The following is a 19,677-nucleotide window of genomic DNA, read 5'->3' as shown; positions in this document are numbered from 1 at the left end:
GGCCGTCAGGCCCGCCGGTAGGCCACCCGTGGTGGCGGGAACCGGTGGACGTCGTCGACCGTGATCGCGCCCAGGGCGCCGGTCACGCCGGTCACCTGGTAGCCGTACCGGTCGCCGGACATCGCCGCCCGGTCGGTGCCGATGTTCAGCGCCGTCCCGCCCGCCGCCTCGGCCAGCAGCGTCGGCGCGGTGCTGCCGGTGCCCTGCCAGACCAGCGCGTACCAGTGCCAACCGCCGGGCAGCATCACCGGCGTGCCCAGCACCGACTCCTTGATCCCGGCGGTGGTCACCGCCAGCGTGCCGAAGTCGGCGATCGGGCCGAGGAACGCGGGCCGTCCGGTGGCCGGGTCGTGGGCGTACACGCCGTGGCGCAGCACGCCGGTGCCGGGTGCGGTCACCTCGACGCAGGCCCGGTCGACCGGGGTCGCCTCGGCCAGGTAGACCGGGTACAGCAGGAGCCGCTGGAACGCGCCGGTGTACGTGCTGGCCCGGGTCGGACCGGCCAGCGGCAGGAAGTAGCTGCCGACCCCGAGCACGACGCCGGGCACCTGCGGCGGGGCCGGTGGGGCGGGCTCGGCACGCCACATGCCGTACCCGGGCGAGACCGGCACCGCGTACGGGATGCCGTCGACGGCGACCCGGTCCGGCACCGTGAGGTTGGTCGGACCCTCGGCGACCAGCCGCCGGTGGTACAGCCGGGGTGCCGGCATCCGGGTCTGGGCGACCGGGTCGACCCGCTCGATCACCACGACGTCGTGGGTGCCGGTGGAGACGACGATCTCGGTGGCGGTCGAGGGCGGCGCCAGATAGCGGCGGTACGCCGTGCCGGTCACCGAGTCACCCGGCTCCAGCCTGCGTCCCCACACCAGTTGCGGGTAGTTCTTCTTCAGGCTGGAGCTGACGAACCAGGACTTGTCCGTGGTGTGCCGGACCCGGACCGCCCGTCGCCCGTCGTCCAACGGCAGCAGTCCGACCGCGATACCCCACCTCTGCTCCCCGCCGGAGTCGATCACCCACTGGGTCATGCTCGCGGCCGGGGTCAGTGGGTCCCGCAGCGTGGCCGGGGTGATGTCGGTGAGGGCGGTCAGCGTGTCGAGCTTCGCCCAGGTCGACCAGTTCAGCGAGCCGGCGACCCCGACGTTCGGCATGAACTGTCGGCGGCTGCCGCCGGTCGGCACGGTCAGCGCCGAACACTGGGTGACCCCGGCGTTCAGGGCGAAGCGGTCGAGCGCGGTGACCGTCTGCGAGATCAGCAGCCCGTCCGTGCTCCAGCGGTACAGGTTGTCGATCCGGCACAGCGACGGGACGCGGGTCATGATCGTGGCGATCGGCGTGCCGATGTTCGCCTGGGCGGTGTCGATCATCCCGCGATAGGACGGGATCACGTACGACTCCCGGATCCGCAGTTCCTGGCCGGTACGTCGACCGTCCGGCAGCGCCCGACCGTCGAGTTCCACGCTCACCACGTGGCTGTGCGTGGCCGGGCGGATCTGGACGTCCGGCGTGAGACCCGTGATCGGCACGGTGGTGCGGTTCGTCGCGCCGGAGAGGTGGGTCAGCGGTGCCGCCGGCCGCAGCCGCGCGCCCTGGGCGACGCCGGCCACGATCACGTACGGGTTGCCGAACAGCAGGCTGTCGGCGTTGGTGATGGCGAGCAGCGTGAAAACCTCGGTGCCGTCGGTCCACCGGGAACCCACGTCGGCGGTGGTCTTGCCGTGGTTGGTCACGACGATCTGGTCGCCCACGTTGTACCCGTGGTTGCCGCCCACGTACGACCAGCCGGTGTTGATCGGGCAGTTGTCGTCGGAGGTGTCGTGGATCGGGGTGCCCACGGCCGACGGGGAGGGCCACACCTGGGCGTCGGTCGCCGTCGACGGGACGAGCGTGACCTGCGGCAGGCTGGAGTGCCACATGCCGACCATGCCCAGGGGATAGGCGATGTTCGCCGGCATCAGCACGTCCCGGGTGGCGTCGAAACGCGACCGGATGGTCATCAGGGCGTTGGAACGGTAGACGATCAGTTCTCCCATGCCGGCACCTCCGCCGTGACGCGTCCCGATGATGTCACTGTGCGCCACGTCGCCCCTGGTCAGCGGTGCACGGTCGGCTCCCGGACAGCAGCGCGGAATTCCGCGAACGCGGGACGCTGACCCAGATGAGTCGATATACATACCTTCGACATTCATTCGGGGGTTATGTCCATGCGAGTTCTGGTCACCGGCGGGGCCGGTTTCATCGGATCCAATCTGGCCCGCGCCGCGTTGGCCGATCCCGCCGTCAAAGAGGTGACCGTCCTCGACGATCTCTCCGTCGGGTTGCCCGGCAACCTGGACGGGCTCGGCGTCGACCTGGTCGAGGGCTCCATCCTGGACCCGGTCGCCCTGGACACCGCGATGGCGGGCCGGGAGGCGGTGGTCCACCTGGCGGCCCTGCCGAGCGTGCCCCGCTCCCTGGCGGACCCGGTCGCCTCCCACCAGGCGAACGCGACCGGCACGCTGATGGTGCTGGAGGCGGCCCGCCGACACCACGTCGCGCACGTCGTCGTCGCCTCGTCGTCGTCGGTGTACGGCACGAACCCGGCGCTGCCCAAGGCGGAGCTGACCTGGACCCGGCCGATGAGCCCGTACGCGGCGAGCAAGCTGGCCACCGAGGCGTACGCGCTGGCGTACCAGGCGTCGTTCGGCCTGCCCACGCTGGCCTTCCGGTTCTTCAACGTGTTCGGGCCCGGGCAGCGGCACGACCACCCGTACGCGGCGGTCATCCCGCGTTTCGCGCACGCCGCCCTGCACGGCGAGCCGGTCGTGGTGCACGGCGACGGCACCCAGTCCCGCGACTTCACCTACGTCGGCACGGTGTGCCAGGTCATCCTGGACGCGCTGCGCCGCCGGGTGCAGCACCCGCACCCGGTCAACCTCGCCTTCGGGGCGCGGGCCACCCTGCTGGAGGTCGTCGACGAGTTGGCGGGGCTGCTCGGGCGACCGATCGCCCGTGAGTACGCCGCCCCGCGCGGCGGCGACGTGCCGCACTCGCTGGCCGACGACACCCTGCTGCGGGACCTGTTCCCGGACGTGACCCCGGTCGACCGTCTCGACGGCCTGCGCGCCACCGTCGCGTGGATGTCCGGGCGGCGCGACCTCGCACCCGCCGGGACCCGGTGAACCGGGCGGCGAGCCGGACCGGACCGGGGCGGTCGAGGGCCCCGAGCCCTCCCGTCGACCCTGCACAGACCTCGACGCCGCCTCCCGCCGAGATGCCGCAGGCCGTCGACGCGCCGTCCGCCGTGGAGACCCTGCCGGCGGCACCGGCCACCGACACGGCACCGGCCGCCGCCGCGCCGACGCCGTCCGAGGTGGCGGGGGAGCGGGACCGACGCGTCACGGTCGGCATCGCCGCCGCGATGGCGGCGAAGGGGATCGGCCTGGCCGCGCCGCTCGTCGTCACCCCGGCCTGCTTCGGCTACCTCGGCGAGCAGCGGTACGGCCTATGGATGGCGGTCACCGCGCTGACCGGCATGGCCTGGTTCGCCGACCTGGGGCTGGGCAACGGGCTGCTGACCCGGCTGAGCCACCACGTCACCGACGTCCGGGCCCAGGCGCGGGAGATCTCCAGCGCCTTCGCCACCCTCGGCGCGGTCGCCGTGGTGCTGGTCGTCGCGCTGGTGGCGGTCGTACCCACGGTGGGATGGGCCGGGCTGTTCGGCGTGACCGACGCGCGGGTCGCCGCGGACGCGTCCACGATGGTGCTGCTCTGCTTCGGGGCCTTCGCCGTCAACATCCCGTTCTCGCTGATCCAGCGGATCCAGTACGCCCGGGGCCAGGTGGTGCAGAGCAACGTCTGGCAGTCGGCCGGTGCGCTGGTGGCGATGGGCGCGGTGCTCGGCGCCATCGCCGCCGGGTGGGGTCCGCTGGTGGTGATCGGCTGCGCGGTGCTGGCCGTGCCGCTGACCAACCTGCTCAACACGGTGGCGTACTTCTGGTTCCAGGAGCCCGCGCTGCGGCCCGGTCCGGCCCTGGTGGACCGGGCCACCGCCGTCGGCCTGCTCCGGCTCGGTCTCCAGTTCTTCGCGCTCACCACCATGTCGTCGATCGCGCTCAACATGGACAGCCCGCTGGTCGCGTACCTGCTCGGGCCGGCGGTGGCGGCCCACTACGCGGTGGTCGGGAAGCTGTTCGGCGTACTGTCGATCTTCGTCGGGCTGGTCGGCATGACGATCTGGCCGGTCAACGGCACCGCCCTGGCCCGGGGCGAGGTGGCCTGGGTGCGCCGCAACACCCGACGCATGGTGCTGCTCTACGGCGTCATCGTCGGTGTGGTCGGCGGCGCGCTGGTCGGCGTCGGCCCCCGGCTGGTCGAGTCGTGGGTGAGCGGCATCGACCGCGCCTCGGTGTCGGTCGCGCTCCTGGCCGGGCTGGCCGCCTGGTCCTTCCTGGTCGCCGTCACCTCTCCGTTGACCATGGTGCAGAACAGCGTCGGCCTGCTCCGTCCGCAGTTCGTCGGCTGGGCGTCGTTCCTGGTGCTGGCGGCCGGGCTCAAGGTCTGGGGGCTGCGGCAGTTCGGGCTCGTCGGCCTGCCGGTCGCGGCCTGTCTCGCGTACGTGCTGACCATGTGGCCGGCGGTGATCGTGGGCTACCGGCGGGCGCTCGCCGGTGACCGGCCCCGCCGACCGGCCCGACGAGCGAAGGAGCACGCCGGTGTCCACCCGGGATGACCCGGCGACGCCGGGCCCGCGCCACCCCGAGCCGCCGTGCCGGGTCCTGCGCATCGTCGGCGAGCTGAACTTCGGCGGCACCGAGATGCGGACCGCCGAGCTGCTGCCCCGGCTGGCCGCCGCCGGTGTCGAGGTGCACCTGGTGACGCTCAGCCACCGGATCGGCCCCGGCCCGCTGGCCGACGTGGTCACCCGGCACGGTGGCACGGTCACCCCGATCGCGCTGGACGCCGACTTCGCCCCGCGCCTGCTCGGGCTGCTGCGGCGGTTGCGTCCGGACGTGGTGCACGTCGACTGCGCCAACTTCTCCGGCGTACCGCTGGCACTGGCCCGGCTCTGCGGCGTACCCGTTCGGGTGGCGCACTTCCGGGGCGACGACAACGTCCGCCGCAGCCTACGGCGGCGCGTCTACCGACGGCTCTGCGGTCGGCTGCTGCGGCACAGTGCCACCGACATCCTCGGTGTCTCGCCCAGCTCGCTCACCTTCGGCTACGACCCGCAGTGGCAGCGCGACCGGCGCTGCCGGGTGGTGCTCAACGGCCTCGACCTCGACCGGCTGCGGGCACCCGGCCGCGACGACCTGCGCGCACTGGTCGGCGCCGAACCGGGCGCCCTCGTCTGTGTCAGCGTCGGGCGGGCCTCGCCGGAGAAGCGGCGCTGGCTGCTGCCGCCGATCCTGGCCGAGCTGCGGTCGCTGGGCGTGCCGGCACACGCGGTGCTGGTCGGTCCCGGCGACGACGCCGACGACGACGCGCGGGTCCGTGCGGCGGCGCACGCCGCCGGACTCGCCGACCGGGTGCACCTGCTCGGCCCACGCGACGACGTGGGCCACCTGCTGCGGCAGGCCGACGTGGTGGTGCACCCCTCCTGCCTGGAAGGGCTGCCCGGGGGAGTGCTGGAACCCGTCGCGCTGGGCGTCGGCACCGTCGCCGCCGACCTGCCCGGGGTGCGGTTCATCGAGTCGCACCTGCCCGGCGTGGCGGTCGTCGACACCGACGCGCCGCCGAGGGCCTGGGCCGAGGCGGTGCGGACCGCCGCCGCGTACACCGCGTCGACGACGCCGCAGACGGCCGCCGCGCGCTTCGCCGACAGCGTCTTCGCCATCGACGCCGCCCTCGCCGCCCACCTCGCCATCTATCGACCACGGGAACATCCGACAGCACAGCGGAGCCGGCAGCGGGTCGGCTCGGAACGGTGACCGAGATGAACGACAGCACCCTGGTACGCGGCCCGGAGCAGCGCCGTCGGTCGACGATCCGGGTACGCCCGGCCCGGCCGCTGCTCGTCGGCGCGTACGCCTTCCCGTACGGCGACGCCACCTCCAACCGGCTGCGGCAACTCGCCCGCAGCGCCGCGCCCGAGGGGGAGCGGACCCTGGTGGTCAACGACTGGCCCTGCGAGGTCCCCTTCCCCGGCGAGTTCGGCGACCTCGCCGGCATCGACCTGGTCACGCTGCGCGTGCGGGGCGGCAACCGGCTCACCCGGATGGCGGCCCGCCTGGCCCGACCGGTACGCGTGCTGCGCGCCCTGCGCCGTGCGGGCGTGGACCGCGACGAGATCGGCGTGGTGCTGCTGCCGATGGCGATGATGACGCTCGGCAACTGGGCGGTGCTGCGGCTCGCGCTGCGCGCCCCGGTGGTGGTCGACGCCAGCGAACGCCACGACCGGCACCAGTTCGCGCACGGCTGGCTCACCCCGTACTTCGTGCGGCACCGCTGGTCGACCTTCCTGGCCACCCGGCTGGTGCACCGGGCCACGGCGGTGACCGGCGCACTCGCCGAGCACCTCGCCGCGTACGGCCTCGACGTGCTGGTGGTGCCGCCGCAGGTGGACTGCGCCGAGTTCGCGCCGCCCCGGACACCGTCGCTGGTCGACGGGCTGCGGCTGGTCTACGCCGGCACCCCCGGCCGCAAGGACATGCTCGACGTGATCGTGCGCGGCATCAGCCGGCTCGCCCCGGCCGATCAGCGACGGGTCAGCCTGACCATCGCGGGCATCACCCGCGAGCAGGCCGCCACCGGGTCGGACCTGGACCCGGCGCTGCTGGACGAGGTGGCGGCCGAGGTGACCTTCCTCGGCCGGGTGCCCCGCGACACCGTGCTCACGCTGCTCGGCGGCGCGCACTTCTCGATGCTGGTCCGGCCCACCGGGGGGTACGCCGCGCACGGCTTCCCGTCCAAGGTGCCGGAGAGCCTCGCCGCCGGTTGCCCGGTGCTGCTCAACCACACCAGCGACCTGGCCGCTCACGTGCACGACGGCGTCGAGGGCCTGGTGCTCGACGGCAACGGCCCGGACGACGTCCGACGCGGGATCGAGCGGGCGCTGCGCCTGCGGGACGAGGAGTGGGCGGCGATGAGCCGGGCCGCCCTGTCCCGGGCCCGTGAGTCGTTCGACCACCGGGCCTGGCAGGCCCGGGTCACCGCGTTCCTGACCGCCGCCCGGCGCTGACGCGACCGGCGTTCCCGCGCCTGCCCGGTGCGGCCGGAGGAGATCCGTCGCGTACGGGCGGCCGGTCTCAGCCGGGCAGCCCGACGGGTGCCCGACGACCCGGCCGGGTGCGTACGCCCTCGGTGACCCCGGCCTTCTCGTCCGGGTCGGCGGTGGGCCGGTGCAGCAGGGCGGCGACCGCGAGCCAGAACACGTACGGGTAGGGCTGCCCGGTGCCGAAGATGGCCGACTCGGTCAACTGCACCAGCACGCCGCTGACCACCAGCCAGACCAGGCCCGAGTTGGCCCCGCGCACCGGTGCGCGCAGCGCGCCGCGCCCGGCGGCCAGCAGCAGCGCCACCAGCGGGACGACGGCGGTGAGCCCCAGCTCCAGCAGCAGTTGCAGGTAGCTGTTGTGCACCACGCTGACGCCCGCGCCGAAGAACTCGTCGTAGCTGGCGAGTTCGAACAGGTGGTTGCGGGACGCGTACCCGAAACCCAGCGTGGGCCGGTTCTGCCACCACAGGTCGACGGTGGCCTGCCACATCTCGGTGCGGCCGTTGGACAGGTCGGCGCCCTCCGGATCGGTGAAGCGCAGCACGACCCGCTGCATCCACGGTGCCGAGAAGATGACCGGCAGCAGGTTGAACAGGTGCGCCACCAGCAGCGTGGCGGTCACCGCCGTGGCGGCCCGGACCACCGGCCCGAACCCGTGCCGCAGCAGGACCCAGGCGGCACCGACCAGGACGGCGACGATGCCGGTCCGGGACTGCGACAGCAGCAGACAGACACCGGCCGGCAGGACGCCGAGCAGCAGCACGGGTCGGCGGAACTGCTGGTACACCGCCCAGCCCAGCGGGATGGCCAGGGCGCACACGATGCCGAGCATGTTCGGGTTGTTGTAGATGCCCTGGAACCGCTGGCTGCTGGCCAGCGCGGCGGTCAGCACGCCGCCGCTGACCCCGTACCCGAGGCTGACCAGGGCGGACACGCTGAGGACCAGGTACACCGTCCGCAGGTCGGCGAGCATCACCGTACGCTCGGACCACCGCCGCCGCACCAGCACGTGCACCAGGGCGGCCAGCAGCACCAGGGCCACCCCACGCTGGAAGGTCTCCATCGGGACCACCGACCAGACGGTGCTGAGCGTGGCGAGCCCGGCGACCGACCAGAGCGCGGCGACGAGGACACCGGTCCACGGCGCGAGCCGGACCGGGACCCGGACCGGCCGGCACAGCCCCCACACCACCAGGGCGGCGACCGCGGCGTAGCGCGGATAGAAGCTCACCTCGACCAGGGCGGGCAGGTCCGACGAGGCGCAGACCAGCAGCGCGGTGGTCAGCCCCAGCAACCACCGCCACCCGTCCACCCGGCGGACCAGGGCGACCAACAGGAGCAGCAGGGTCAGCCCGATCGCGACCAGCGGGGCGTCGACCGCGACGAGGGTGGTGACCACGACCAGCGCCGCCGCCCCCGCGACGACGCCCCACTCGGCCAAACGGTTCATCACGTGCTGTCCTCCGCCTCGCGGCCGGCCCGCCTACCACGCGGCCCGGCGGGTCGTCGTCCTCGTCCGCCGTCAGACCCGGATGCCGGGCCGGTCCGCGTCGGTCCAGCGGGCCCGGGCCGCGTGCATGGCCCGGACCATCTCCGGCCAGTCCGGCGGCCGGTAGCCGGTGGCCTGGGCGAGGGCGTCGGCCCGCATCGAGCGGTCGCAGACGAAACCGTCGTCCGGCACCAGCTCACCGGGCCAGCCGTACACCTCGGCGACCAGCCGCAGCAGGTCGTGCTTGGTGATCGGATCGGCCGCGACGTGGTAGAGCCCGGTCAGGTCCTCGCGCGGCAGCACCACGGTGCGCAGCAGGCGGGCGAACTCGACGGTGGTCACGCCGGTGTAGACGGCCCGGGTGAAGCCCCGGACCTGACCCCGCTGGGCGAGGAACCAGTCCACCAGGGAACGGTGCGAGGTCAACTCGTGGCCGACGATCGAGGTGCGCAGGGTGAGCGCCGACGGTCCGGTCGCCTCACCGAGCAGTTTGGACCGCCCGTACAGGTCGGGTGGGTCGGGCAGGTCGTCCTCGGCGTAGTCGCCCCGTCGACCGGAGAAGACACAGTCGGTGCTGACGTGCACCAGCCGGCCGCCGAGATCGGCGCAGGCGGCGGCGAGCAGGTGCGGCAGGAGCGCGTTGAGCGTGACGGTCGGCACCGCCTCCTGCACGTCCGGCCGCTGCTTGATCACACCCACACAGTTGATCACCACGTCCGGCCGAAGCAGGTCGAGGAAGCGGCGGACCTCGGCGAACCGGGTGGCGTCGACGCCCGTGGTGATCCGGTCGCGCAGGTGCGCCGGGAACCACCCCGCCTCGTCGTCGATCCGCCGGGCCAGGCCGTGCACGTCCAGGTCGGGATCGGCGCTCAGTTCGCGCAGGACGGCGTGACCGAGCATGCCGGTGACCCCGACGACGAGTACCCGCCGGGTGGCCGGGCGCGACGAGCCCGACTCACCGCCCTGTCGGCCGGGGTGTGCGGCGTCGGCCTGGTCGCGCCGCCGGGGCACCCGATCGGTCGTGCCGCCGCCCACACCCGGGTCGGCGCCGCGCCGCTCGGTCATGCGGGCACGGCGGCAGCCGCCGCGACGTCGAGCTGCGCCCGTACCTCGGGCAGGGTCCGCAACAGCGTCTCGATCTCCGGTACGGAGAGCCGGCGCGCGTTGTGCGAGTGGAAGTCGGCCAACGCGCCCCGCTCGACGTTGCCCTCCTCGAAGTAGAGGGCGTAGTTCAGGTCGCGGCTGTCCACCGGCACCCGGAGGAACTCGCCCAGGTCCTCGGCGTGCGCGAGCTCCTCCCGGCTGGCCAGGGTCTCGTAGAGCTTCTCCCCGTGCCGGATGCCGAGCACGTCGAACTTGGCGGGCACCCCGAACAGGTTGCACAGGGCGGTGGCCAGGTCGCCGATGGTGCAGGCGTCGGCCTTGCGGATGAACACGTCGCCCGGCTGCCCGTCGCGGAACGCGTGCTCGACCAGGTCGACCGACTGCGCCAGCGACATCAGGAAACGGGTCATCGACGGCTCGGTGACGGTCGGCAGCGCGCCCCGGCGGATCTGCTCGATGAACAGCGGGATGACCGAGCCGCGCGAGTACATGACGTTGCCGTAGCGCACGCAGCAGACCCGGGTCCGGGCCTGCGGGTTGTTCCGGGCGTGCGCCTGGGCCACCTTCTCCATCAGCGCCTTGGTCATCCCCATCGCGTTCACCGGGTAGACCGCCTTGTCGGTGCTGAGCAGCACCAGCGTCTCGACCCCGACCCGTTCGCAGGCCTCGACGACGTTGGCGCTCCCGAGCACGTTCGTGCGCAGCGCCTCCAGCGGGAAGAACTCGCAGGACGGGACCTGCTTGAGCGCGGCGGCGTGGAAGACGAACTCCATGCCCCGCGCGGCCCTGAGCACGCTGTCGTAGTCACGGACGTCGCCCACGTAGTAGCGGACCCGGTCGTCGCGCAGGCGGTGTCGCATCGCGTCCTGCTTGGACTCGTCGCGGCTGAGGACCCGCACCTCGGTGGCCCCGGCGTCGAGCAGCCGGGAAACCATCGTCTGGCCGAATGATCCGGTGCCACCGGTAATCAGAAATCGCCGATCCGTTAGCGAGGAAATCACATCTGGCCCTGCCTGTTCCCTGTCGAGTGTTCCGCGATGCCGTCGGGACGGCGTCCACCGGCGAACATACCGATTCACGAACTGATCCGGGACGGCTTTCCTGAATTGAAAAAGGAGTCTCATTCGGATTGTCCGCGTGTAGGTGACAGGTGAGCGAAATTCATTCCACCGTACGGTCCGAACAGTGCGCCACGAAATGTGAAAGCGCGATCCGGCGCAGCGGAGAATGATATGCGTATCGCATGTCAAAAGTTGCTCTCCATGCGACGCACACGCGTGCCGGGGCTGCCGGCGCGGCGAGGGGTCCGCGCGGGATCGCCGAGGATCCGGCCACCTGGCGACCGTACGATCGGTGGAAGCGGCTGCTCGACGTCGTGGGCGCCCTCCTCGTCCTGGTCCTGGGCGCACCGCTGATGGCCCTGGTGGCCCTCGTGGTGCTGATCGCGCACGGTCGGCCGGTGCTGTTCCGGCACAAGCGGCCCGGCCTGCACGGCGAGCTGTTCGAGATGGTCAAGTTCCGGACCATGCGGCACCCCGACCCGGACCGGGGACTGGTCACCGACGCGCAGCGCCTGACCCGGGTCGGCCGCTGGCTGCGAGCCAGCAGCCTGGACGAGCTGCCCGAGTTCTGGAACGTGCTGCGGGGCGAGATGAGCGTCGTCGGTCCCCGCCCGCACCTGGTGCAGTACCTCGACCTCTACAGCCCGGAACAGGCCCGCCGCCACGACGTACGGCCCGGCATCACCGGGCTGGCGCAGGTCCGGGGCCGCAACGCGCTGGAGTGGCAGGTCAAGTTCGCCCACGACGTCGAGTACGTCGACCGGCGCTCGCTCCTGCTGGACCTGAAGATCGTGCTGGCCACCGTCTGGGTGGTCGCCAGCCGCCAGGGCATCTCCGCGCCGGGTGCGGCCACCTGGCACGAGTTCACCGGCAATCCAGGGCAGTCGACGGTCGCCGAGGCGGATCCCGCGTACCGCCGATGAACCGGGTGCTGCTGCTCGGCGCCGGCGGGTTCCTCGGACGGCACGTCGGGGCGCTGCTCGCCGCGCACGCCGACGTCCGGGCACCCGACCGGTCGGCCTGCGACCTGGTCCGCATCGACCTTCCCGCGCTGATCGCGTTGCTGTCCCGGGAACGGCCCGACGCGGTGGTGGTCGCCGCGGGCCGGATCGTCGGCTCCGGGTACGACTTCGTCCGCGCGCACGTGCTGGCCACCGCCAAGCTCGTCGAGGCGATGGCGGAGGCGGTGCCGACGGCCCGACTGGTCCGGATCGGGTCGGCCGCCGAGTACGGCGCCGTCCCGTACGGCCTCGCGGTGACCGAGGACCATCCGTGCGCGCCGGTCAACGAGTACGGGCTCAGCCACCTGACCGCGACCCGGCTGGCGGAGCTGGCCGGTACGGCGGGCCGGGTCGACACGGTCGTGCTGCGGGTCTTCAACCCGGTCGGGCCGGGCATCCCGGCGGGCAACGTGCTCGGCCGGGTCACCGCGCTGATCAGGTCGGCCCGCGCCGCCGGGGACGATGGCATCGCGCTGGGACTGCACGACACGTACCGCGACTTCGTCGACGTGCGGGACGTGGCGTCGGCGGTGCTGGCGGCGGTGCGCAGCGCGCCCACGGCCGACCGGGTGGTCAACGTCGGCAGCGGCCGGGCGGTGGCCGTCCGCGACGTGGTCCGGCTGCTGGCCGAGGTGGCCGGGTTCACCGGCGACGTCCGCGACGGCGGGTTCGCCGCCGACGCCGGGCGCTCCGCCACCGTGCCGTGGATGTGCGCGGACACCACACGTGCCGGGCGGGTGCTCGGCTGGGCACCCGCGTACGACCTGCGCGAGTCGCTGACCGCGCTGTGGCGCACCGACGGCGCCGTGCCGCCGGTACGCCCGTTGGCCCCACTGGAGACGGGATGAGGCGCATGCGGATCGGCCTGCTCACGCAATGGTTCGACCCGGAGCCCGGCCCGGCCGCCCTGCCCGGGATGCTCGCCACCGCCCTCGCCGGACGGGGGCACGAGGTGCAGGTGCTCACCGGCTTCCCCAACTACCCGACCGGGCGACTGGCCCCCGGCTACCGGATGGCCCGCCGCCGGGACGAGACCGTCGGCGCGACCCGGATCCGGCGGGTCGCGCTCTATCCCAGCCACGACCGTTCCGCGCTGCGTCGGGTCGCCAACTACGGCTCCTTCGCCGTCTCCGCGTTGACCTCCGGCACGCCGGTGCTGCGGGGGCTGGACGCGCTCTGGGTGGGTAACTCGCCGATCAGCGTCGCGCTGCCGATGTGGTTCACCCGGTACGCCCACCGGGTGCCGGTGCTGCTGCACGTCCTCGACCTCTGGCCGGACAGCGTGGTGGCCAGCGGATTCCTCGGGACCGGGCGGCTGTCCCGGACCGTTGAGCGGGGCATGGCCGGCTGGTGCGGCGCGATGTACCGCAGCGCCGCCCGGGTCGCCTGCGTCTCGCCCGGCGCCGTCGACCTGCTCGCCGGTCGGGGCGTGCCCCGGGAGAAGCTGGTGCACATCCCGATGTGGGCGGACGAGACACCCCGGCCCCGCGCCGGTGACCTGCGCGCGGAGCTGGGCGTGCGCCCCGACCAGGTGGTCCTGGTGTACGCCGGTGCGCTCGGCGAGGCACAGGGGCTCGACTCGCTCGTGGACGCCTGCGCAAGGGTGGCCGACCCCCGGCTGGTCTGCGTGATCGCGGGCTCCGGCACCACCGAGGAACGGCTGCGCCGTCGGGCCGAGGAGTCGGGCGCGGCCAACGTGCGCTTCCTCGGGCAACTGCCCCGGGAACGGATGCCCGCGTTGATGGCGACCGGCGACGCGCACTACGTGAGCCTTCGGCCCGGCGGCATGTCGGCGTACACCATGCCGAGCAAGGTGCAGGCCACCCTGGCCGCCGGACGGGCCCTGCTGGTGGCCGCCGAGGGGGACGCCGCCGACGTGGCCCGCGACAGCGGGGCCGGGATCACCGCCCGGCCCGGTGACCCCGACTCGATCGCCGCCGCGCTGCGCGAACTCTGCGACCTCGGCCGGGAGAAGCTCGACCTGCTCGGGCAGGCCGGTCGGCTGCACTACCAGCGGGTCTTCTCGGTGGCCGCCGGTGCTCATCGGGTGGAGCAGGCGCTGTCCGAGGTGGTCGACGTCCACCGACGCTGAGGGCGTCAGGGCCCGCGTCGAGGGCGTCAGGGCCAGTCGTCACCGGCGTCCAGGCGCCGGTCGAGCAGCTCCGCCAGCGGCAGGGACTCGCCGTCCCGGCCGCCCCGGCCGACCACCAGCGGCGGCGGGACCGGCGGGCAGACCGCGCCGAACAGCAGCGCACGCACGCTGTTCGGCACGGTCAGCAGATAGAAGTTCCCCCGGGCGTCGACCGCCCGCGAGCGCGCCCGGTCGACGTACCAGCCGGTCAGGCCGGTGCGGTAGCGGTGCCGCCCGTCGTAGGACGTCACCCGCAGCCGCTCGGTGCGCAGCCCGCGCGCGGTCGCGTCGGCGACGAAGCGCTGCACCAGCTCCGTCGCCGCGGCCTGCTCCACGGCCCGGGCCCGGGACTCGGCCTCGGCGTGCGCGTGCACCGCCCGCCGTCGCTGCTCCCGCCAGTCCTCGTCGCCCGCCATGGCGCTCACCGTACGCCGCTCACCCGGGGAGGGGCTCAGGCCAGTCCGGCGCGACGCAACGCCTCGGCCATCGCGTCGTTCGCCGGCCCGGCCGGGCCCCGGCCCTGCCGCTGCTGCGGCCCGCCGCGCTGCCCGCCCCGGTCTCCGCGACCGCCGCCGCGTCCGCCCTGCCCGGCACCGCCCTGCCCGCCGCCGTCCCGGCCGCCCCGGTTCTCCCGACCGCCCTGGTTCTCCCGGCCACCGCGCTCCCGCGGACCGCCGCGGGCGGCCTCCGCGTCGTCGTCCAGCCGCAGCGTCAGCGAGATGCGCTTGCGCGGTACGTCCACGTCCAGCACCTTCACCTTGACCACGTCGCCGGACTTCACCACCTCGCGCGGGTCCTTGACGAAGGTGCGCGACATCGCCGACACGTGCACCAGACCGTCCTGGTGCACCCCGACGTCGACGAAGGCGCCGAAGGCCGCCACGTTGGTGACCACGCCCTCCAGCACCATCCCCGGGGTCAGGTCGCCGATCTTCTCGACGCCCTCGACGAAGGTGGCGGTCTTGAACTCCGGACGCGGGTCGCGCCCCGGCTTCTCCAACTCGGCGAGGATGTCGGTGACCGTCGGCAGACCGAACGTGTCGTCGACGAAGTCGGTGGCCCGCAGGCCGCGCAGGATCGCCGACCGGCCGATCAGCGTCCGCAGATCCTGTCCGGTGCTGGCCAGGATCCGGCGCACCACCGGGTACGCCTCGGGGTGCACGCTGGAGGAGTCCAGCGGGTCGTCGCCGTCGGGGATACGCAGGAAGCCGGCGCACTGCTCGAACGCCTTCGGCCCGAGTCGGGGCACCTTGCGCAGGTCGGAGCGGCTGCGGAACGGCCCGTTGGCGTCCCGGTGCAGCACGATGTTCTCGGCCAGCCCGGCGCCGATCCCGGAGACCCGGGTCAGCAGCGGCGCGGACGCGGTGTTCACGTCCACCCCGACGCCGTTGACGCAGTCCTCCACCACCGTGTCCAGCGACCGGGAGAGCTTCACCTCCGACAGGTCGTGCTGGTACTGCCCGACGCCGATGGATTTCGGGTCGATCTTCACCAGCTCGGCGAGCGGGTCCTGCAACCGGCGGGCGATGGAGACCGCGCCACGCAGCGACACGTCCATCCCGGGCAGCTCCTGCGCCGCGTACGCGGAGGCGGAGTAGACAGAGGCACCCGCCTCGGAGACCATCACCTTGGTCAACCCGAGCTGCGGGAAGCGCTTGATCAGGTCACCGGCGAGCTTGTCGGTCTCCCGGCTGGCCGTACCGTTGCCGATCGCCACCAGCTCCACCTGGTGCGCCCCGGCGAGCCGGGCCAGCGTCTCGATCGAGGCGTCCCACTGTCGGCGCGGCTCGTGCGGGTAGATCGTGTCGGTGGCGACCACCTTGCCGGTGGCGTCCACCACCGCCACCTTCACCCCGGTCCGCAGCCCCGGGTCCAGCCCCATCGTCGGCCGGGCCCCGGCCGGCGCGGCCAGCAGCAGGTCACGCAGGTTGGTGGCGAAGACCCGGACGGCCTCCTCCTCGGCCGCCTGCCACAACCGCATCCGCAGGTCCGCGCCGAGGTGGATGAGGATCCGGGTACGCCACGCCCAGCGCACCGTGTCGGCCAGCCACCGGTCCGCGGGCCGCCCCTGGTCGCCGACGCCGAACCGGCCGGCGATCGCCGCCTCGTACCGGGTCGGGCCGGTGACCGTGTCGGCGTCGCCGTCGGTCTCCGGGTCCATGGTCAGGTCGAGCACGCCCTCCTTCTCGCCCCGGAACATCGCCAGGATGCGGTGCGAGGGCAGCTTCGGGTACGGCTCGGCGAAGTCGAAGTAGTCGGCGAACTTCGCGCCGGCCGACTCCTGTCCCTCGCGGACCCGGGCCACCAGCCGGCCCCGCGACCACATCTGCTCGCGCAGCGTGCCGATCAGGTCGGCGTCCTCGGCGAACCGCTCGATCAGGATGGCCCGCGCCCCGTCCAGCGCGGCGGCGGCGTCGGCCACCCCCTTGTCCGCGTCGACGTAGCCGGCGGCGGTCTCCCGGGGGTCCCGCGTCGGGTCGCCGAGCAGCGTGTCGGCCAGCGGCTCCAGCCCCGCCTCGCGGGCGATCTGCGCCCGGGTCCGCCGCTTCGGCTTGTACGGCAGATAGATGTCCTCCAGGCGGGACTTCGAGTCGGCCGCCATGATCTGCGCTTCCAGGGCCTCGTCCAGCTTGCCCTGGGAGCGGATCGACTCCAGCACCGCCGCCCGCCGCTCGTCCAGCTCCCGCAGGTAGCGCAGCCGCTCCTCGAGCGTACGAAGCTGGGTGTCGTCGAGCAGCCCGGTGGCCTCCTTGCGGTACCGCGCGATGAACGGCACCGTCGCACCGCCGTCGAGCAGATCCACGGCCGCGCGTACCTGGCGCTCGGCGACGCCGAGTTCCTCGGCGATGCGCTGATGAACAGAGAGGGTCACGATGTCGCTCCGCCTTCGGGTGTGGGTTCCGTGGTGCATTCTGCCGGGCTACCGTGGCGATCATGGAACCACCTGTGGAGCCGCGCGCCCGACGCCTGTTCGGCGGCAGCGCCCGCACCCTCGGCGACCTCGCGACCAGCCCGTTCCGCGCGGACCGGGACCGCATCGTCGGCTCGCCGTTCTTCACCCGCCTGGGCGGAGTCACCCAGGTGGTCAGTCCCGGCGGGTCCGGTCTGCTGGTGCACAATCGGCTCACGCACAGCCTCAAGGTCGCACAGGTGGCCCGCGCGATCGCGGAACGGCTCACCGCCGACGGGTGGCAACGTGACCTGGTGGAGAAGCTGGGCGGCTGCGACCCGGACGTGGTGGAGGCCGCCGCGCTCGCCCACGACCTCGGTCACCCGCCCTTCGGGCACCTGGGCGAACGGGTGCTGGACCGGCTGGCCCGGCACCGGCTCGGCCTCACCGACGGCTTCGAGGGCAACGCCCAGTCGTACCGGATCGTCACCTCGACCGAGATCCGGGGCGCGGCCACCACCGGCCTGGACCTGACCGCGGCGGTCCGGGCGGCGATGCTGAAGTACCCGTGGACCCGGCTCGACCACCCGGACCCGCACCCGCGCCTGATGGACCCGCCGCCGCGCGGTGCCACCCCGCCGCCGGACGACCCGGACAGCGGCTCGGCCAAGTTCGGGGCGTACCGCACCGAGCTGGAGGACCTGCGGCAGGCGCGTGCGCCGTTCGCCGGGCGGATCGCCGACTGGCAGCAGACCGTCGAGGCGTCGGTGATGGACACCGCCGACGACGTCGCCTACGCCATCCACGACGTGGAGGACTTCTATCGCGTCGGGGTGCTCCAGCAGGGTGCCGTCGCCGCCGAGCTGATGGCCTGGCAGCGGGAGGGCGGCAGCCTCCGGGCGATCACCGACGCGGCGTTGCAGACCTCGGCCCGCCGGCCCGGTTCGGCGATCGAGCGGCTGCGCCGCCAACTGCACCGCAAGGACGCCTGGATCGCCGACGACGACGCCTTCGCGGCGGCCGTCGAACACGTCCGGGAGGAGCTGGTCGAGGGCCTGCTGGCGGTACCCTTCGACGGCTCCATCGAGGCAGAACAGTACGTCGCCCGGTTCTCCGCCCGGTGGACCACCCGCTTCGTGGACGCGATCACCGTGGTCGAGCAGCCCGGCATGCGCTCCGGGCACGTGCTGCTGGCCCCGGCGCAGTGGCACGAGGTGCAGGTGCTCAAGTTCGTCCACCACCGCTTCGTGCTGGCCCGCCCCGACCTGGCCCTGCACCAGCGGGGCCAGGCCCGCCTGCTCGGCACCCTGGTCGAGGCGTTGCTGGAGTGGCTGCTCGACCCGGAGGAGGAGTCCCGTCTGCCCCGACGGCTGCACGACCTGGTGGAGTTGGCCGAGGCGGAGCTGCACCCGCGTACCCCGGACCGGCTCGGCAAGGCGCGTGGCCGCGCCATCGTGGACTTCGTCGCCCAGCTCACCGACGGGCAGGCGGTGGCGATGCTGGACGCCCTGTCCGGCCGCTCCGGCGCCCTCTGGACCGACGCCTTCGTCCTCTGACCGCGCGGCGGGTGCGGTGAAAGGAAGGGCACCTTCCTAACGCCTACGGCATAGGAAGGGCCCCCTCCTAACACCGAGGAGCTCAGGCGACCGTCTGCCACCAGCCGTCGACCGGCGGCGGGTCGTCCACCACGACCCGCTCGCCGGGCCGGGGCACCGCCAGCCGGACGTCGCGGGCCTTGGCCTCGGCCCAGAGCCGGTCCACCGGCTCGGACCAGTCGTGCATGGCGAGGTTGAACGTCGCCCAGTGCACCGGCACGAACAGCCCGCCGCGCAGATCCAGGTGGGCGGCGACGCCCTCCTCCGGGAACATGTGGATCCCCGGCCAGGCCCGGTCGTACGCGCCGATCTGCACCAGCGTCGCGTCGAACGGCCCGTACGCCGCCCCGATCTCGGCGTACCCGTCGAAGTAGCCGGAGTCCCCGGTGTAGTAGACCTTCCGCTGCCGACCGGCGACCACCCACGAACTCCACAGCGTGCCGTTGCGCCGCAGCCCCCGGCCGGAGAAGTGCTGCGCGGCCGTGCAGGTGATCTCCAGGTCGGCCACCCGGTGCGTCTGCGACCAGTCCAGCTCGATCACCCGGTGCGCCGGCACCCCCCACCGGTCGAGGTGCGCGCCGACCCCGAGCGGCACCAGGAACGGCGCCGACTGCCGGGCGGTCAACTCCCGCACCGTGGCCATGTCCAGGTGGTCGTAGTGGTCGTGGGAGATCAGGATCGCGTCGAGCTGCGGCAGCTCGTCGAGGCGTACCGGCGGTTCGTGCAGTCGACGCGGACCGACCGCGTCCGACGGCGAGCACCTGTCGCTCCAGACCGGGTCGACCAGCACCCGGCGACCCTCGATCTCGATCAGCGTGGAGGCGTGGCCGTACCAGACGAGGTTCAGCTCGCGGGCCCGGTCGACGTCCGGCGCGGGCGTCGACCGCACCAGCGGCACGGCCCGGGTCGGTCGACGCTGCTGCTTACCGAAGATCATCTCGCGGAACAGGTTGCTGTCCGGATTGGGCGCCGTCCGGGTGCTCGTCCGGTTGTGGAACGTCCCGTCGCGGAACTGCGGCGACCGGGCCGCCCGCTCCGCCCGCGCCCCGGTCAGGCGGCCACCGAGCGCGGCCGGTACGCCCCGGGCCGCCCACGCCAGTCCGGCTAGTCCGGCCAACGCGGCCACCCCGACCACCGATCCACCGATCCGTCGGCCGGCGACTCGTCCCGTCGGCTCCTTCGGTGCTCGCATGGTTGCCCCCCTCTGCTGATCC

General features: G+C 73.4%; 15 protein-coding genes. 8 read left to right on the top strand and 7 right to left on the bottom strand.

Annotated features, from left to right (window positions below; translation table 11 throughout):
* Positions 1-5: 5 nt before the first annotated feature.
* Positions 6-2,030 (bottom strand): hypothetical protein, encoded by a 2,025-nt coding sequence (locus tag ACIBMZ_RS05215; protein WP_396691271.1) that lies wholly within the window; start codon positions 2,028-2,030, stop codon positions 6-8.
* Positions 2,031-2,201: 171 nt separating this feature from the next.
* Between ACIBMZ_RS05215 and ACIBMZ_RS05210 the strand changes: the two genes are divergently transcribed.
* The 4 genes from ACIBMZ_RS05210 to ACIBMZ_RS05195 all read left to right on the top strand — a co-directional run bounded on the left by ACIBMZ_RS05210 (position 2,202) and on the right by ACIBMZ_RS05195 (position 7,156).
* On the top strand, positions 2,202-3,158 hold the full coding sequence (locus tag ACIBMZ_RS05210) for an NAD-dependent epimerase/dehydratase family protein (protein ID WP_396691270.1): 957 nt from the start codon (positions 2,202-2,204) through the stop codon (positions 3,156-3,158).
* A gap of 92 nt (positions 3,159-3,250) precedes the next feature.
* Positions 3,251-4,708 carry a lipopolysaccharide biosynthesis protein gene (locus ACIBMZ_RS05205; RefSeq protein ID WP_396691268.1) on the top strand — a complete coding sequence of 486 codons (1,458 nt, stop codon included), beginning with the start codon at positions 3,251-3,253 and terminating at the stop codon, positions 4,706-4,708.
* Positions 4,692-5,906: a glycosyltransferase gene (locus tag ACIBMZ_RS05200; RefSeq protein WP_396691266.1), complete on the top strand. Its 1,215-nt coding sequence runs from the start codon at positions 4,692-4,694 to the stop codon at positions 5,904-5,906. Before ACIBMZ_RS05205 ends, ACIBMZ_RS05200 begins: the two co-directional genes overlap by 17 nt.
* Positions 5,907-5,911: 5 nt before the next feature.
* Positions 5,912-7,156, top strand: a complete 1,245-nt coding sequence (locus tag ACIBMZ_RS05195; RefSeq protein ID WP_396691264.1) for a glycosyltransferase — start codon at positions 5,912-5,914, stop codon at positions 7,154-7,156.
* 67 nt (positions 7,157-7,223) lie between these two features.
* On the opposite strand, the gene ACIBMZ_RS05190 is transcribed toward ACIBMZ_RS05195, so the two are convergent.
* The 3 genes from ACIBMZ_RS05190 to ACIBMZ_RS05180 all read right to left on the bottom strand — a co-directional run bounded on the left by ACIBMZ_RS05190 (position 7,224) and on the right by ACIBMZ_RS05180 (position 10,786).
* Positions 7,224-8,642 carry an O-antigen ligase family protein gene (locus tag ACIBMZ_RS05190; protein ID WP_396691262.1) on the bottom strand — a complete coding sequence of 473 codons (1,419 nt, stop codon included), beginning with the start codon at positions 8,640-8,642 and terminating at the stop codon, positions 7,224-7,226.
* Positions 8,643-8,714: 72 nt separating this feature from the next.
* Positions 8,715-9,746, bottom strand: a complete 1,032-nt coding sequence (locus ACIBMZ_RS05185; protein ID WP_396691260.1) for a dTDP-4-dehydrorhamnose reductase family protein — start codon at positions 9,744-9,746, stop codon at positions 8,715-8,717.
* Positions 9,743-10,786 (bottom strand): polysaccharide biosynthesis protein, encoded by a 1,044-nt coding sequence (locus ACIBMZ_RS05180; protein ID WP_396691258.1) that lies wholly within the window; start codon positions 10,784-10,786, stop codon positions 9,743-9,745. The genes ACIBMZ_RS05185 and ACIBMZ_RS05180 overlap by 4 nt, the downstream gene beginning before the upstream one ends.
* A gap of 314 nt (positions 10,787-11,100) precedes the next feature.
* Here ACIBMZ_RS05180 and ACIBMZ_RS05175 point away from each other — a divergent pair, with 314 nt between their 5' ends.
* The 3 genes from ACIBMZ_RS05175 to ACIBMZ_RS05165 are packed head-to-tail and all read left to right on the top strand — an operon-like array spanning position 11,101 to position 13,939.
* Entirely contained in the window at positions 11,101-11,769 is a 669-nt protein-coding gene (locus ACIBMZ_RS05175) for a sugar transferase (RefSeq protein ID WP_396691873.1), read from the top strand.
* Complete coding sequence (locus tag ACIBMZ_RS05170; RefSeq protein WP_396691256.1) at positions 11,766-12,695, top strand: NAD-dependent epimerase/dehydratase family protein; 930 nt, start codon at positions 11,766-11,768, stop codon at positions 12,693-12,695. The genes ACIBMZ_RS05175 and ACIBMZ_RS05170 overlap by 4 nt, the downstream gene beginning before the upstream one ends.
* Positions 12,692-13,939: a glycosyltransferase family 4 protein gene (locus tag ACIBMZ_RS05165; RefSeq protein WP_396691254.1), complete on the top strand. Its 1,248-nt coding sequence runs from the start codon at positions 12,692-12,694 to the stop codon at positions 13,937-13,939. Before ACIBMZ_RS05170 ends, ACIBMZ_RS05165 begins: the two co-directional genes overlap by 4 nt.
* 26 nt (positions 13,940-13,965) lie before the next feature.
* On the opposite strand, the gene ACIBMZ_RS05160 is transcribed toward ACIBMZ_RS05165, so the two are convergent.
* The gene (locus ACIBMZ_RS05160) at positions 13,966-14,394 is read right to left on the bottom strand and encodes a hypothetical protein (protein ID WP_396691252.1); all 429 of its coding nucleotides are present in this window, start codon (positions 14,392-14,394) and stop codon (positions 13,966-13,968) included.
* A 35-nt stretch (positions 14,395-14,429) separates the two neighbouring features.
* Positions 14,430-16,850: a Tex family protein gene (locus tag ACIBMZ_RS05155; protein WP_396691250.1), complete on the bottom strand. Its 2,421-nt coding sequence runs from the start codon at positions 16,848-16,850 to the stop codon at positions 14,430-14,432.
* A gap of 62 nt (positions 16,851-16,912) precedes the next feature.
* Here ACIBMZ_RS05155 and ACIBMZ_RS05150 point away from each other — a divergent pair, with 62 nt between their 5' ends.
* Positions 16,913-18,424, top strand: coding sequence for a deoxyguanosinetriphosphate triphosphohydrolase family protein (locus ACIBMZ_RS05150; protein ID WP_396691249.1), 1,512 nt, complete (start codon positions 16,913-16,915; stop codon positions 18,422-18,424).
* Between the two features lie 82 nt (positions 18,425-18,506).
* On the opposite strand, the gene ACIBMZ_RS05145 is transcribed toward ACIBMZ_RS05150, so the two are convergent.
* Complete coding sequence (locus ACIBMZ_RS05145; protein WP_396691247.1) at positions 18,507-19,655, bottom strand: MBL fold metallo-hydrolase; 1,149 nt, start codon at positions 19,653-19,655, stop codon at positions 18,507-18,509.
* Positions 19,656-19,677: the final 22 nt, after the last annotated feature.

Origin of the sequence: Micromonospora sp. NPDC049900 (assembly GCF_044461025.1) — a bacterium.
GTDB lineage: Bacteria > Actinomycetota > Actinomycetes > Mycobacteriales > Micromonosporaceae > Micromonospora.
The sequence above is the reverse complement of the archived record's forward strand: the minus strand, read 5'-3'. Positions and strand labels throughout refer to the sequence as shown.

Excerpts from the sequence above, each read along its gene's own strand:
- ACIBMZ_RS05215 (WP_396691271.1), bottom strand. The coding sequence starts at position 2,030 with ATGGGAGAACTGATCGTCTACCGTTCCAACGCCCTGATGACCATCCGG.
- ACIBMZ_RS05210 (WP_396691270.1), top strand. The coding sequence starts at position 2,202 with ATGCGAGTTCTGGTCACCGGCGGGGCCGGTTTCATCGGATCCAATCTG.
- ACIBMZ_RS05205 (WP_396691268.1), top strand. The coding sequence starts at position 3,251 with ATGCCGCAGGCCGTCGACGCGCCGTCCGCCGTGGAGACCCTGCCGGCG.
- ACIBMZ_RS05195 (WP_396691264.1), top strand. The coding sequence starts at position 5,912 with ATGAACGACAGCACCCTGGTACGCGGCCCGGAGCAGCGCCGTCGGTCG.
- ACIBMZ_RS05190 (WP_396691262.1), bottom strand. The coding sequence starts at position 8,642 with ATGAACCGTTTGGCCGAGTGGGGCGTCGTCGCGGGGGCGGCGGCGCTG.
- ACIBMZ_RS05185 (WP_396691260.1), bottom strand. The coding sequence starts at position 9,746 with ATGACCGAGCGGCGCGGCGCCGACCCGGGTGTGGGCGGCGGCACGACC.
- ACIBMZ_RS05170 (WP_396691256.1), top strand. The coding sequence starts at position 11,766 with ATGAACCGGGTGCTGCTGCTCGGCGCCGGCGGGTTCCTCGGACGGCAC.
- ACIBMZ_RS05165 (WP_396691254.1), top strand. The coding sequence starts at position 12,692 with ATGAGGCGCATGCGGATCGGCCTGCTCACGCAATGGTTCGACCCGGAG.
- ACIBMZ_RS05160 (WP_396691252.1), bottom strand. The coding sequence starts at position 14,394 with ATGGCGGGCGACGAGGACTGGCGGGAGCAGCGACGGCGGGCGGTGCAC.
- ACIBMZ_RS05150 (WP_396691249.1), top strand. The coding sequence starts at position 16,913 with ATGGAACCACCTGTGGAGCCGCGCGCCCGACGCCTGTTCGGCGGCAGC.
- ACIBMZ_RS05145 (WP_396691247.1), bottom strand. The coding sequence starts at position 19,655 with ATGCGAGCACCGAAGGAGCCGACGGGACGAGTCGCCGGCCGACGGATC.